The sequence below is a fragment of the Achromobacter veterisilvae genome (assembly GCF_900496975.1).
Lineage (GTDB): Bacteria > Pseudomonadota > Gammaproteobacteria > Burkholderiales > Burkholderiaceae_B > Achromobacter > Achromobacter veterisilvae.
Genome location: NZ_UFQC01000023.1, coordinates 1 through 14376, shown reverse-complemented (window position 1 = coordinate 14376; position 14376 = coordinate 1). Strand labels below are relative to the sequence as shown.

11 protein-coding genes and 1 pseudogene are annotated in these 14376 nt (G+C 66.5%); 1 reads left to right on the top strand and 11 read right to left on the bottom strand.

Annotated elements, in window-relative coordinates:
* Positions 1-18 precede the first annotated feature (18 nt).
* The 4 genes from AVE30378_RS20205 to AVE30378_RS20190 form a co-directional block, all read right to left on the bottom strand.
* A complete protein-coding gene (locus AVE30378_RS20205) occupies positions 19-807 on the bottom strand; it encodes a 1,6-dihydroxycyclohexa-2,4-diene-1-carboxylate dehydrogenase (RefSeq protein ID WP_129242651.1) in 789 nt (262 codons plus the stop codon).
* Positions 808-828: 21 nt separating this feature from the next.
* Positions 829-2175 (bottom strand): MFS transporter, encoded by a 1347-nt coding sequence (locus tag AVE30378_RS20200; RefSeq protein WP_129242649.1) that lies wholly within the window; start codon positions 2173-2175, stop codon positions 829-831.
* A 93-nt stretch (positions 2176-2268) separates the two neighbouring features.
* Entirely contained in the window at positions 2269-3183 is a 915-nt protein-coding gene (locus AVE30378_RS20195) for a dioxygenase family protein (RefSeq protein WP_129242647.1), read from the bottom strand.
* A 40-nt stretch (positions 3184-3223) separates the two neighbouring features.
* Entirely contained in the window at positions 3224-4420 is a 1197-nt protein-coding gene (locus AVE30378_RS20190; protein WP_129242804.1) for a muconate/chloromuconate family cycloisomerase, read from the bottom strand.
* 199 nt (positions 4421-4619) lie between these two features.
* On the opposite strand from AVE30378_RS20190, the gene cynR reads away from it, so the two are divergent.
* Positions 4620-5540 (top strand): transcriptional regulator CynR, encoded by a 921-nt coding sequence (gene cynR, locus AVE30378_RS20185; protein WP_129242645.1) that lies wholly within the window; start codon positions 4620-4622, stop codon positions 5538-5540.
* A 97-nt stretch (positions 5541-5637) separates the two neighbouring features.
* Here the strand turns inward: cynR and typA are convergent, their stop codons facing one another.
* The 7 genes and pseudogenes from typA to AVE30378_RS32765 all read right to left on the bottom strand — a co-directional run.
* A complete protein-coding gene (typA, locus tag AVE30378_RS20180; RefSeq protein ID WP_129242644.1) occupies positions 5638-7461 on the bottom strand; it encodes a translational GTPase TypA in 1824 nt (607 codons plus the stop codon).
* A gap of 16 nt (positions 7462-7477) precedes the next feature.
* Positions 7478-8209 carry a tRNA pseudouridine(55) synthase TruB gene (gene truB / locus AVE30378_RS20175; protein WP_129242643.1) on the bottom strand — a complete coding sequence of 244 codons (732 nt, stop codon included), beginning with the start codon at positions 8207-8209 and terminating at the stop codon, positions 7478-7480.
* A 38-nt stretch (positions 8210-8247) separates the two neighbouring features.
* Positions 8248-8649 (bottom strand): 30S ribosome-binding factor RbfA, encoded by a 402-nt coding sequence (gene rbfA, locus AVE30378_RS20170; RefSeq protein ID WP_102774817.1) that lies wholly within the window; start codon positions 8647-8649, stop codon positions 8248-8250.
* 23 nt (positions 8650-8672) lie between these two features.
* The gene (infB, locus tag AVE30378_RS20165; RefSeq protein ID WP_129242642.1) at positions 8673-11720 is read right to left on the bottom strand and encodes a translation initiation factor IF-2; all 3048 of its coding nucleotides are present in this window, start codon (positions 11718-11720) and stop codon (positions 8673-8675) included.
* Between the two features lie 96 nt (positions 11721-11816).
* The gene (nusA, locus tag AVE30378_RS20160; protein ID WP_129242641.1) at positions 11817-13295 is read right to left on the bottom strand and encodes a transcription termination factor NusA; all 1479 of its coding nucleotides are present in this window, start codon (positions 13293-13295) and stop codon (positions 11817-11819) included.
* Positions 13292-13798: a ribosome maturation factor RimP gene (rimP, locus tag AVE30378_RS20155; RefSeq protein ID WP_129242640.1), complete on the bottom strand. Its 507-nt coding sequence runs from the start codon at positions 13796-13798 to the stop codon at positions 13292-13294. Before rimP ends, nusA begins: the two co-directional genes overlap by 4 nt.
* Before the next feature lie 363 nt (positions 13799-14161).
* Positions 14162-14376: pseudogene (locus AVE30378_RS32765) on the bottom strand (23S rRNA pseudouridylate synthase B); the annotation flags it as partial.

Genomic DNA, 14376 nt, shown 5'->3' with positions numbered 1-14376 from the left:
CCGCCCCGGCCGCGGGGCTCAGCCGATATCCCCGCCCGCCACGTACATAATCTGGCCGGTGATGTACGACGCCTCGGGCGCGGCCATGAAGCAGATCGCCGCGGCCACCTCGTCGGCCTGGCCCAGCCGGTCCTGCGGCGTGTCCTTCAGGCAGGAGACGTACATCTCCTTCATCCAGGCGGTCTCCTGCTCGGACGGCGGCTCGGCGTTGCGGGGAATGGCGCGCACGCCGTTGTCCAGGGCGCCCGGCGACACGCAATTCACCCGCACGCCCGATTTCGCGAGCTCCAGCGCCATGCAGACGGTTGCCGCGTGCACGCCGCCCTTGGACGCGGAATACGGCACCCGGTAGATCCCGCGCGTGGCGTTGGAGCCCACATTGACGATGGCCCCGGCGCCCTGCGCGCGCATCACCGGAATGACGGCGCGGCAGGACCACAGCGTGGGCCACAGCGAGCGGTTGACCTCGCGCTGCATCTGTTCCGGCGTGTATTCCCAGAACGGCTTGGCCCAGATGGTGCCGCCCACGTTGTGCACGGACACGTCGATGCGGCCGTTGATCTCCAGGGCGGACTGGACCATGGACTGCGCGCCTTCGTGCGTTTCCAGGTCGGCCTGGACAAAGCGGGCGCGCCCGCCGGCGGCGCGGATCTCTTCGGCCACGGCGACGCCCTGGACCTCGGCGCGGTCCACGACGACGACCTGCGCGCCCTCGGCGGCCAGGCGCAGGGCCGTGGCCCGGCCCACGCCCTGGGCGGCGCCCGTGACCAGGGCCACCTGCCCCTCGAAGCGTTGATGCGTAAACATGGAATGGCGACTCGTCATGGGTTAGTGGGCGGCGGACAGCGCCGCGTTGGAAGGCGCGTGGGAAAGCTTGATACTGAGCACCGCGAGCGCCGCGACGGCCAGGGGCACGGCCAGGGCCAGGAAGAAGCCCGACGGGCCGCCCCATGCCAGGAACGAGCCGCCGATGGCGGATCCCGCGATCGCGCCGGCGCGTCCCATGCCGATGGCCCAGCCGGCGGCCGTGGCGCGCAAGGCGGTGGGATAGGCGCCCACGATCAGGTAGTTCAGCGCGATCTGCTGCCCGCCGATGCCCAGGCCGGCGGCGCCGACCAGGATGAACACCAGCGTCCAGTTGTCGCCCGCGTAGCTCAGGCCGATGGCCACCGCGATGCCCAGGGCGAACATCGCGCCCAGCAGCCGCCGGGTGTTCACGCGGGGCAGCAGGAACGACAGCGGAATCGCGCAGATGATGAAGACGGCGTTGACGATCACGGTCCCCATCGGCGCCTGCGCGGCGGGCAGGCCGGCGGCCTTCAACACCGTGGGCAGCCACGACAGCAGCATGAACCACGCGACCCAGTTCAACAGGTACACCGACCAGATGGCCACGGTCTTGCCGCCATGCCCGCCCGAGAACAGCGCCTTGACGCTGGCCTTGGCGACCGATTCTTCCGGCACGGTGAAGCGCGCGTCGGCCTCCAGCTTGCGGCGGGAGATCAGGGAGAGGACGCGCGCGATGTAGCGCTGGCTGTCGGGATCGCGGCGGGTGGCCTTGAAATACAGCGACTCGGGCAGTATCAGCGCGGTGACCGCCAGCAGGGCCAGCGGCGCCAGGCCGCCCACCACGAAGATGCCTTCCCAGCCGATGACCGGCAGCATCCTGGCGGCCAGCAATCCACCCAGCATGGCGCCGGCCGGCAAGCCCAGCAGGACGCCCGTCATGATGGCGCCGCGCAGGCGGGCCGGACCGTATTCCGCGGCCAGGGCCAGCAGGACCGGGGTGCAGCCGCCCATGCCCAGGCCCGCGATGAAGCGCAGCACCAGGATGTGGGTGGTGTCGGTCGCCCAGGCCGTGGCCAGCGTGGACAGGCCGAACAGGGCCAGGCCGATCATGATCGCGGGCCGGCGGCCGATGCGGTCGCCGATCAGGCCCAGGGTCATGGCGCCCACCGTCATGCCGACGATGCCCGCCGTCAGGATGGGCGCGAGCGCGCCCGCCTGCAGGTTGAATGCGGCCAGGATGGCCGGTCCCGTGAAGGCGATCGCCTGCGTGTCGAATCCGTCGAACAGCGCGATCATGAAACACAGGATCAGGACGCGCCACTGGAACGCGCCAAGGCGCTCCTGGTCGATCAGCGTCGGAATCGACCAACTGGAGGAAGTGCTCATCTTGCTTGTCTCCATGGCGCGGCGGTATCGGCGCCGCGCCGGGTATTTTTTGAATGGGGCGAAGGCGGCGCCGGACAATGGCGCCGCCGGGATCTAGGCGGCGACGCGGTCCATCCGGGCTTCCGGCCGGGCCTCGTCCGCGTCCAGCGCCGGCTGCATCACGAAGTCGAAACAGACGCGCGTGAACGGCGCGTTCACGCCCAGGCTCTCGTAGCCGGCGGGCGGCGTGCCCGGCTGCAATTCGACGACCAGCCCGTCGCGGGTAGCGAAGGCGAAATCGTCGTCCAGGAAGGTATCGCCCGGGATGTTGACCTGGGTCGTCAGCGTGCGCAGATTCTCGGCGGCCACCAGGAAATGGATGTGGGCCGGACGGTTGCCGTGGCGGCCCAGGGCTTCGAACAGTTCGGAAGTCGGGCTGGCGGGCGGAATCGCATAGCCCGGGGGAATGAAGCTGCGGAAGCGGTAGCGGCCCTGCGCGTCCGTCCGGATCTTGCGGCGCAGGTGATAGTCCTCCTGGTCGGGATCGAAGTGCGAATAGCGGCCCAGTTCATTGGCGTGCCAGACGTCCAGGAGCGCGCCGGCGACGGGATTGCCGTCCGTGTCGCGCACTTGGCCTTCCATGACCAGGACCTCGCCGCGAGGCGGATCCTCGTCCAGCCGCGCCTGTCCCTCGGACAGCGGCGCGCCCGCGATGTAGAGCGGCCCCTCGATCGCGCGCGGCGTGCCCGCGGCCCGATTGGCGGCCTCGTCGGCCTCTTCCTCGCGGATGTCGATCAGGCGGTCGAACCCCAGGCCCGCGGTGATCAGGCCGATCTGGCCGCTGGCGCCCAGCCGGGCAAGCCAATTCACGCCGGCCCAGAACTCGTCGGGCTTGATGTCGAGGTCGTCGATCGCGCGAAACAGGTCCGACACGATGCGCTGCGAGATCTGCCTGACCCGTTCGTTGCCGGGGTTCACCTGGGAACTGTTGACCAGGTCCAATAATTGTTGCTGGGTATATTCAGCCATGATGCGTCTCCTTTTGTGTAGTAAGCGAGAAAGCGGCGGGTCAATTCCCGGACTGCGCGGGCTTGCGGCCGAAGTCGACGGTCTTCGGCGCCAATCCCTGGCGGGCCCGGTCGTAGCGGTCGAGACGCTTTGCGTCCACCTCCACGCCGAAACCCGGCCCGTCGGGCAGTTGAAGTTCAAAATCGCGCACTTCCATCGGCTGCCCGACGATGTCGTCGACCAGCAGTTGCGGACCGAACAGTTCGCAGCCGTGGTGCCGGTCCGAAAGCGTGGCGAAGACGTGGGCGGACGCGGCGCTGCCCAGCGAAGTCTCCAGCATGGTGCCGCCGTACCAGCCGATGTCGGCCGCGTCGGCGATCGCCGCGACTTCGCGCGTCCGCAGCAGGCCGCCGTGCTTGGCGACCTTGAGCGAAAACACGTGGCACGCGCGTTGGGACGCCAGTTGGAACGCATCCTGCGGCGAGCACAGGCTCTCGTCGGCCATGACCAGGGCGGTGTCTCCCAGCGCCTGCGTGGCTTCGCGCAGGGCCTGCACGTTCCATTTGGCGACGGGCTGCTCGATCAGCGTCACGCCGGCGTCCACCAGCCTGGGCAGGAAGCGGCGCGCGGTGTTGCCGTCCCACGCCTGGTTCACGTCCACCGTCATGGTGGCGCGGCCGTCCAGGCCGCGCGCGATGCGCTCCACGTGCTCGACGTCGTCGGCCGGGCTGCGCGCGCCGATCTTGAGCTTGAACAAGCGGTGGCGGCGCGACTGGAGCATTTTTTCGGCCTCTTCCAGGTCGAGCCGCGAATCGCCGCTGGCCAGCGTCCATGCCAGGGGCAGGCTTTGAATCCGCTTGCCGCCCAGCAGTTGCCACGCGGGCACGTCCAGGCTGCGCGCCACCGCGTCCACGAGCGCCATTTCCACGGCGCTCTTGGCGAACATATTGCCCTTACAGACGGCCTCGAAGCGCGCGAAGTGCTCGCAGAACTTGCGGGCGTCGCCGCCCGTCGCGGCGGGAGCCAGATACTCCTGGATCGCGTGCAGGATGGTCTCGGGCGATTCTTCGTTCCACGAAGGCCCGCCGATGGTGGCCGCCTCGCCGAAACCGCAGGCGCCGTTGGCCAGCCAGAGCTGCACGATGACCGGACTCTGCCGGTTGATCGCGCCGAAGGAAAACTTGTGGGGCCGGATGGTCGGGATATCGACGATCCGCGCCTGGATGCGCTCGATGCGCCAGGCCGAATCGTTCTGCATGATCGGCGCCCGCGTGGGCGCATGGGTCGAAACGGAGGTCATAAGTCTGCTGCCATGGATGATGCCCGCAGATTAGGACTCGGCTCCGTTTGCATCCAATGATTTATTTTCAATGGAACATTCGATAGAATCGAACGGTCAGGTAGCAATAATCGATGGAAATACATCAGTCCATCCGGGATTACGCGAGGAAAAAACCATGGAAATCCGTCAGCTCCGCTACTTCCTCAGCGTGGCGGAAACCGAACACCTGACCCGTTCCGCGGACGCCCTGCACGTAACCCAGTCCACCTTGTCCCACGGGCTGCGGCAACTGGAGGAAGAGCTGAACATGCCCCTGTTCGACCGCATCGGGCGGGGCCTGCGGCTGTCGCAGGCGGGCAAGGTGCTGCGCGATCACGCGAGCCGGGCCCTGCAGGAGATCGAAGCGGGAAAGATGGCGCTCGCGGATCTGGCCGGCCTGCAGGCGGGCTCCCTCACGATAGGCGTCATTCCGACCTTCCTGACCCACTTCGTCCCCGACGCCGTGGCGGGGTTCAGCCTGGCGTTTCCCAAGGTCCAGATACACGTGCGCGACCTTCGGGCCGGCCCCATCGAGGAACTGCTGATCGCGGGCCAACTGGACCTGGGGATTTCGTTCCACCCGGCGCTGCGCGAAGAAATCGAGGCCCAGCCGCTGTTCGAAGAGCGGCTGCAGGTGGTCGTGAGCAAACGGCATCCGCTGGCCGCCCGCCGCAGCCTGCGCATGCGCGAACTGGAAGGCGTCCCGCTGGCGTTGCTGCCGCGCAGCTTCGCGACCCGCCGCATGATAGACGCCGCCTGCCTCACGGCGGGCCTGAAACCCGACGTGCGGGTGGAAATGGAATCGGTGGACGCCCTGATACACCTGTGCCGCCAAGGCGCGCTGGCGACGATCTCCGCCGAGCACGCCGCGCAGCAGGCGGCGAACGAGGCCGGCTCGGCATTGAAGAGCATCGTCCTGACCGAGCCCGCCACGGTCCGCCGCGCCGCCATCCTGTGGCGCCGGGATGCCTCGCGCAGCCGGGCGGCGCTGGAGTTTTCGGCCAGATTGCTGACCGCCACCCAGCGCCTGCCGGGCGCCGCCGCCTCGCGCGCCTGAACCGGGGCCGCGGCCGGCCGGCGAAAAAAAACCGCACACCCGGAAGTGTGCGGCCTTCTTGCTGTGCGGCAACGCGGGGCGGCGCCCCGCCACCCGCTTAGACGGCGGATTCGCGCGCGGCGCGCTTGCGTTCGTTTTCGAGCAGGTAGCGCTTGCGCAGGCGGATCGACTTGGGCGTGATTTCCACCAGTTCGTCGTCGTCGATGAATTCCACGGCGTATTCCAGCGACATCTGGATCGGCGGAACCAGGCGCACGGCTTCGTCGGTGCCCGAGGCGCGCACGTTGGTCAGTTGCTTGCCCTTGATGGGGTTCACGACCAGGTCGTTGTCGCGGCTGTGGATGCCGATGATCATGCCTTCGTACAGCGCATCGCCCGGGCTGACGAACATGCGGCCGCGATCCTGCAGCTTCCACAGGGCGTAGGCCACGGCGTCGCCGTGGTCCTGGCTGATCAGCACGCCGTTGCGGCGCTCGCCGATCGAGCCTTCCTTGATGGGCGCGTATTCGTGGAAGATGTGGCTCATCAGGCCGGTGCCGCGGGTCAGCGTCAGGAACTCGTTCTGGAAGCCGATCAGGCCGCGGGCGGGGATCAGGTATTCCAGGCGGGTGCGGCCGCGGCCGTCCGGCTGCATGTCCTGCAGATCGCCCTTGCGGCGGCCCAGTTCTTCCATCACGCCGCCCTGGTGGGCGTCCTCGACGTCGACGGTCAGCGATTCGAACGGCTCGCACTTCACGCCGTCGATGTCCTTGAACACCACGCGCGGGCGCGACACGGCCAGCTCGTAGCCTTCGCGGCGCATCGTTTCCAGCAGGATGGTCAGGTGCAGTTCGCCGCGGCCCGACACTTCGAACACCGTGTCGTCGCCGGTGTCGCGCACTCGTAGCGCCACGTTGGACTTCAGTTCGCGGTCCAGGCGGTCGCGCAGTTGGCGGCTGGTCACGAACTTGCCTTCGCGGCCGGCCAGCGGCGACGTATTCACCATGAAGTTCATGGTCAGGGTGGGCTCGTCGATGCGCAGCATCGGCAGCGCGTCCTGCGTGACCGTATCGGTGACCGTGCAGCCGATGCCCAGCTCCTCGATGCCGTTGACCAGCACGATGTCGCCGGCCTCGGCCTCGTCCACGACGATGCGCTCCAGGCCGTGGAACTTCAGCACCTGGTTGATGCGGCCGCGGCCGCCCTGGCCCTCGGGACCGAACTTGTAGGCCACTTCCATGCCGGGGCGCATGCGGCCGCGGTTGATGCGGCCCACGCCGATCTTGCCGACGTAGCTGTTGTAGTCGAGCGAGATGATCTGCATTTGCAGCGGACCGTTGGGGTCGTCTTCGCGCTGCGGCACGTGTTCGAGGATGGCTTCGAACAGGGGACGCATGTCGCCTTCGCGCACGTCGGCGCTCAGGCCCGCGTAGCCCGACAGGCCCGAGGCGTACACCACCGGGAAGTCCAGTTGCTCCTCGGTGGCGCCCAGCTTGTCGAACAGGTCGAACGTGGCGTTGATGACGAAATCGGTGCGGGCGCCCGGACGGTCCACCTTGTTGACCACGACGATGGGCTTCAGGCCGAGGGCCAGCGCCTTGCGGGTAACGAAGATGGTCTGGGGCATGGGGCCTTCGACCGCGTCCACCAGCAGCAGCACGCCGTCGACCATGGACAGCACGCGCTCGACTTCGCCGCCGAAGTCCGCGTGTCCCGGGGTGTCGATGATGTTGATGTGCGTGCCTTGGTATTCAACGGCACAGTTCTTGGCCAGAATGGTGATGCCGCGCTCTTTTTCCAGATCGTTCGAGTCCATGACCCGTTCGGTCAGCGCCTGGTTTTCGCGGAAGGTGCCGGATTGGCGCAGCAACTGGTCGACCAGGGTCGTTTTGCCGTGGTCGACGTGGGCGATGATGGCGACGTTGCGCAGGGCGCGAGTCATAGCTAGTCCTTTAAGGTCAGGTGGCGGGCAGCAAGCCCGCCGGCAATTCGTTCAGTGCAAGCAATGCCTGCTTGGGGTCTGGCATGGCCTGCAAGGCTTCCAGCGCAACGGCGCGTTCCAGGGAAAAGGGCCCGACGTGCGTGCGCCGCAGCGCCGTCAGGTGGGCGTAACAGCCCAGCACGCGCCCGATGTCCTGGGCCAGCGTCCGGATGTATGTGCCTTTACTGCAAGCCACATCGATCTCTGCCTGCGTCCCGTTCAGGGACAGCAGTTCGATGCGGTGTATCGTGATCTGGCGCGGCGGCCGTTCAAGCTCGATGCCCGCGCGCGCGTACTCGTACAAGGGCTTGCCGTCGCGCTTGAGCGCCGAATACATCGGCGGAATCTGCTCGATCGTGCCCGAGAAACGTGACAGCGCTTCGCGCAGCGCCTGCTCCTCCACCACGAAGCCCGGCTCGGCCGTGGACACCACGTTGCCGGTCAGGTCGCCGGAGTCGGTTTCCGACCCGAATTGCAGCGTAGCGCGATAGGCCTTGTCGGCGTTGAGCATCGCACCGGAAATTTTCGTCGCCTTGCCCATACAGCACACCAGCAGCCCGGTGGCGAAGGGATCCAGCGTGCCCGTATGGCCGGCTTTCGCCGCGTCCATGGCGCGCTTGGCGCGTTGCAGGGCATGGTTGCTCGACAGACCCACGGGTTTGTCGAGCAACAGCACACCGTCGAGCATAAGCCCGCGTCGTTTAGCCATCGTCGGAATCCGGTAGTAAAGCAGTGACGACAGCCCGATCAGGACTGGTCTTCAGGTTCGTCGGGCACGCCCGAGTGCGGGCCGGGCCGGTTTGCGCGGTCGATCAGGATCGACATTTCGATACCACGGGCAATCTGCTCGTCGTGGATGAAACGCAAAGTGGGGACAGTGTGAATGTGCAACAGCTTGTAGAGCTGCGAATGCAGCCAGCCGGCCTTCTCGTTCAGCAGCGCGGTCGCGGCTTCGGGCTCGGCGCCCAAAACCGTGAAATATACCTTCGCGTGCGCGTAGTCGGTCGACAGCTCCACACCAGAGAGCGTGATCAAGCCAGCGCGGGTCGTGTCGATCTCGCGCTGGATGATCCCGGCCAGATCCTTCTGGATCTGGTCGGCCAGCCGCAGATTGCGGCCGGGGATGGCTTTGGACTTGTGACGGCTCATTAGAAATAATGCCTCGCGACGCCTTACAGCGTACGCGCGATTTCCTTGATTTCAAAGACTTCCAGTTGGTCGCCCACCTGGATGTCGTTGTTGCCGCGCAGCGTAAGGCCGCAGTCGAAGCCCGACTTGACTTCCTTGACGTCGTCCTTGAAGCGGCGCAGCGAATCGAGCTGGCCGGTCCAGTGGACCACGTTGTTGCGCAGCAGGCGGACCTGCGAATCGCGACGCACGATGCCGTCGAGCACCATGCAGCCGGCGATGTTGCCGATGCGGGAAATGCTGTAGACCTCGCGGATCTCGACCAGGCCGATGACTTCTTCCTTCTTCTCAGGCGCCAGCATGCCCGACATGGCTGCCTTCACTTCGTCCACGGCGTCGTAGATGATGTTGTAGTAGCGCACGTCGATGCCGTTGTTCTCGGCCAGCTTCTTGGCGCTGGCTTCGGCGCGGACGTTGAAGCCGATCACGACGGCGTTCGAGGCGATGGCCAGGTTGATGTCGCTTTCCGAGATGCCGCCCACGGCGGCGTGCACGACCTGCACGCGGACTTCGTCGGTCGACAGCTTGGTCAGGGACTGCACCAGCGCTTCCTGCGAACCCTGGACGTCGGTCTTCACGATCAGGGCCAGGGTCTGCGTGCCCTCGCCCAGGTTGTCGAACATGGACTCCAGCTTCGCGGCCTGCTGGCGGGCCAGCTTGACGTCGCGGAACTTGCCCTGGCGGAACAGCGCGATTTCGCGCGCCTTGCGCTCGTCGGACAAGACCATCAGTTCGTCGCCGGCGGCCGGCACTTCGGTCAGGCCCTGGATTTCCACCGGAATCGACGGACCGGCTTCCTGGACGGGCTTGCCGTTTTCATCGAGCATGGCGCGCACGCGGCCGAAGCTCGCGCCGGCCAGCACCACGTCGCCGCGCTTGAGCGTGCCGCTTTGCACCAGGATGGTCGCGACCGGGCCGCGGCCCTTGTCGAGACGGGCTTCGATGACCAGGCCCTTGGCGGGCGCGTCGACCGGGGCCTTCAGTTCCAGCACTTCGGCCTGCAGCAGCAGGTTTTCGAGCAGATCGTCGATGCCCTCGCCGGTCTTGGCCGATACGGACACGAACGGCACGTCGCCGCCGTATTCTTCCGGCACCACTTCCTCGGCGACCAGTTCCTGCTTGACGCGGTCGGGGTTGGCGCTGGGCTTATCGATCTTGGTCATCGCCACGACCATGGGAACGCCAGCGGCCTTCGCGTGGTGGATGGCTTCACGGGTCTGCGGCATCACTCCGTCATCGGCCGCGCAGACCAGGATGACGATGTCGGTGGCCTTGGCGCCGCGGGCACGCATGGCGGTGAACGCCTCGTGGCCCGGGGTGTCCAGGAACGTGACCATGCCGCGTTCGGTCTGGACGTGGTAGGCGCCGATGTGCTGCGTAATGCCGCCGGCTTCGCCCGCGGCGACCTTGGCGCGGCGGATGTAGTCCAGCAGCGAGGTCTTGCCGTGGTCGACGTGGCCCATGACGGTCACGACCGGGGCGCGCGGCAACTGTTCGGCTTCGGTGCCGGCGGCCGATTCGTCCAGGAAGGCTTCCGGATCGTCCAGCTTGGCGGCGATGGCGACGTGGCCCAGTTCCTCGACCACGATCATGGCCGTTTCCTGGTCCAGGACCTGGTTGATGGTGACCATCTGGCCCAGCTTCATCAATTGCTTGATGACTTCGGCGGCCTTGACGGACATCTTGTGGGCCAGGTCGGCCACGCTGATGGTTTCCGGCACGTGGACTTCACGCGCGATGAATTCCTGCGGCGCCGGCTCGTTGCGGCGGTCGTTCTGCTGGTGACGGCCGCCTCGGCCGCCCCCCTTGCCGCCCTTGCCGCCCGCGCGCCAGCCGTCGCGGCTGGCCGGAGCGGCCGGCTTGTCAGCGGGCTTCTTGCGCGAAGCATCGTCGGACCAGGTCGAAGCGACTTCGGCCGTCTTGATGGTCTTCTTGTTGCCGGGAGCGGCGGGCTTGGCGTCCTTCTTCGCGCCGGGGGTCGCGCCGGGCTTGCCGGCCGGCTTGTGCAGCGTGCCCGAAATCGGCGCGGCGGCGGCGGGCGCCTCCGGCTCGGGAGCGCGCAGCACCTTGCGCGGGCGATTCAGCATCTCGCGCAGGGCGGCGGCTTCGGCCTCGGCGGCGCGGCGGGCCTCATCGCGGCCGGCCGACGTAGCGGAGGCGGCAAGAGGCGGGCCGGCGCGGCGGTTGTCCGCACGGCTGCCAACCTTGACGGCGGGCGCGGCGGACTCGGGCTTCGCGGCGGATTTGACGGGTTCGGACTTCGCGGCAGGCTGAGCCTGGGCGACAGGCGCGGCGGCCTGGGAGGTGGATGGTTCGGACTTATTGGCTAGCACAACGGGTTCCGACCCGGCTTCTTCAGCCTTGGGCTCGGTGGATTCAGTCTTGACTTCGGGCTTGGCCTCTTCGGCCACGGGCTCGGCAGGAGCAAGCGCCGGCGTCGGTTCGGGTTCAGGCTGGGCCTGGACTTCGGCGGATTTCGCCTCGACGGGGGCGGGCGCTTCGGCCGCGACGGATTCAACGGGCGCGGGCGCTTCTACCGGCGCGGGCGCTTCTACAGCAACAGGCTCTTCCGCCTTGACGGGGGCCGCGGCCTCCGCCTGGACGGGAGCGGCCTCGCGCGGCTCGGCCGCGGCGGGAGCCTCGGGAACAGCCGGCGCGGACACCTGCTGCGCCTCTTCGGCGGAAGCTTCATCTTCGGCGCGCGCGGCGGCGGCCTGCTCCAGGGCGATTTCGGAGGGATCACGCTTGACGAACACGCGCTTCTTGCGCACTTCGACCTGGATCGTGCGCGAGCGGCCGGTGGCGTCAGCCTGCCGGATCTCGGACGTCTGGCGGCGCGTCAGGGTGATCTTCTTGCCTTCGGTTGCGCCGTGGGCGCGGCGCAGCGATTCGAGCAATTTCGCCTTGTCGCTGTCGGTGACGGAATCGTCCACCGATTTGAGGTCAACGCCGGCCGAGCGCAGCTGATCCAGCAGCACATTGGCAGGCATTTTCAGCTCGGTAGCGAACTGGGCGACGGTGTTACTCGACATTAGGCTCTCTCTTCCCTATAGGCAGCTATTACAAACAACGTGAACTTGCGGAAGAATGGAATGCATCCATCCCGCCGCAGACCCGTGTCCTTTTGGTTATTCTTCGTCGAACCAATGGGCACGGGCACGCATGATGAGGTCGCTGGCTTCCTGCTCGGTCAAGCCGGCGATTTCCGCCAGTTCGTCCGTCGCCAATTCGGCCAGATCGTCACGCGTATGCACTTGACGCTCGGCCAGCTTGGCAGCCAGTTCGGGCGTCATGCCTTCGAGTTCAAGCAAATCCTGTGCGGTCTCAAGGCGCTCTTCCTGGGCAATCGCCTCGGTCAGCAGCGCATTGCGGGCACGGGCGCGCAATTCATTGATGGTGTCTTCGTCAAAGGCCTCGATTTCCAGCAATTCCTGCATGGGAACGTAGGCGATTTCCTCGATACCGGTAAAACCTTCATCGATCAGGATGTCGGCGACTTCTTCGTCGACGTCCAGCTTGCTCATGAACGTGGTGCGCAGGCCCGAACGCTCGACTTCCTGGCGGTTCAGGCTTTCTTCCGGCGTCATGATGTTGATCTGCCAGCCGGTCAGCTCGGAAGCCAGGCGGACGTTCTGACCCTTGGCGCCGATGGCCTTGGGCAGGTTTTCCTCGTCCACCACGACGTCCATCGCGTGCTTGTCCTCGTCGACGACGATGGACTCGACGTTGGCCGGCGCCAGGGCGCCGATGACGAACTGCGCGGGGTCTTCCGACCACAGCACGATGTCGACCTGCTCGCCGCCCAGCTCGTTGCGCACCGCGGTCACGCGCGAACCGCGCATGCCGACGCACGTGCCGATCGGATCGATACGCTTATCGTATGCCACCACGGCGATCTTCGCACGCACCCCGGCGTCGCGGGCGGCCGCCTTGATCTCCAGCAGGCCCTGCTCGATCTCGGGGACTTCGTTCTCGAAGAGCTGGCGGATGAACTCGGGCGAGGTGCGCGACAGGATCACCTGCTGGCCGCGCGCGGCGTGGTCGACACGCAACACAAAGGCGCGGACGCGGTCGGCCACCCGGAGGTTTTCCTTCGGGATCATCTCGGAACGCGGCAGGCGCGCTTCGATCTTGCCGGTCTCGATGATGGCATCGCCCTTGTCCATGCGCTTGATGGTGCCGGACACGATGGTTTCGCCGCGCTCGAGGAAGTCGTTCAGCACCTGTTCGCGCTCGGCGTCGCGGATCTTCTGCAGGATGGCCTGCTTGGCCGCCTGCGCGCCGATGCGGCCGAACTCGATGGGTTCGAGCGGCTCTTCGATGTACTCGCCTTCCTGGATGCCGGGGACGATTTCCTGCGCGTCCGACAGCATTTCCTGCTTGTCGGGTTCTTGCAGGCCCGCCTCGTCGGGCACGACCAGCCAGCGGCGGAAACCTTCGTGATCGCCGGTTTCCCTATCGATGGCGACACGGATGTCCGCATCATCTTTGAAGCGTTTTTTCATCGCCGAGGCCAGCGCGCTTTCCAGCGCGCCGAACACGACGTCGCGCGTGACGTTCTTTTCACGCGCCAAGGCATCGACCAACAGAAGAATTTCGCGACTCATCGCTTTTTGCCCTTGAAATCCAGAACGGGATCCAGTTTTGCACGTTCGATGTCTTCGACCGTGAAATTCAACACCTGGACTTCGTTCTTTTTTGCCTCAAATTCGAGACCGAACACGGTCTTGTGCACCCCAGCAGCCGCGTCGGAGGCCGCGGCGCCGTCGTCTTCGGGCACGGTCAACGTGCCGGAAAAGACCTTGCGTCCGTCCAATGCCTCGCGCAGCTTGATTTCGATGCGCTCGCCTGCGAAACGGCGGAAATCGGCCTCGTTGCACAGCGGGCGGTCCACGCCCGGCGAACCGACTTCCAGCCGCTTGTAATCGATGTTCTCGACTTCAAACACCCGCGACAATTGGCGGGACACCTGCTCACAGTCTTCGATGCGCACACCGCCGACCCGATCGATCGTGACGCGCAAAAGGCCCAGGGCGGCACGCTCGACGTCCACGAGTTCGACGTCCATGCCGGCCAGAGCCTCTTTGGTCAATGCGAATAAATCAGCCATATACTCAAAAAAAATGGGCTGCACGCCCAGCCCACCGTATTGCACAGCGCCCAGCCGCTACCCTACTGCACGTAAGGAGCAATGCCGGGCAGTGCCCTATATTGCGACCTAAATTTTGGCTTGCGCCGCCCGGTCCGCCGCCGTCTGCATCGCCGGCGCTGTCCCGCCGCTTTCCAGGAAAGCGCAATGCGGCGGCTTCGTCGATCAAACCGCCCATGCAGCCAAAGCACAGGCAAAGACGCGAAGCCATGAAAACCATTGATTTTACCAGATAAACTGGAAAAACGCCTGATTCGTCACGGGCTTACGTTTATATGGGACACATCGCCCCCGGCGGCGCGGCCAGCGCGCCGCCCGCGGGCCTCAACGTCCCCGGTGGCTGCGCCCACCCATCACGCCCAGGCGGGACTCGTGAGCCGAAGCGCCCCGCGGCTGCCAATCGTCGCCCCGCGGCGCGGCGCCGCTGCGTTGCGCCCGCGGCTTGCCACCAGCGCCCGGCCCCTTGTTGCCGCCGGAGCGCGCGCCCTCGGCCTTGTTTCCGCCGCGGCCGCCCGCGGCCGGCTTGCCAGCGCGGCCGG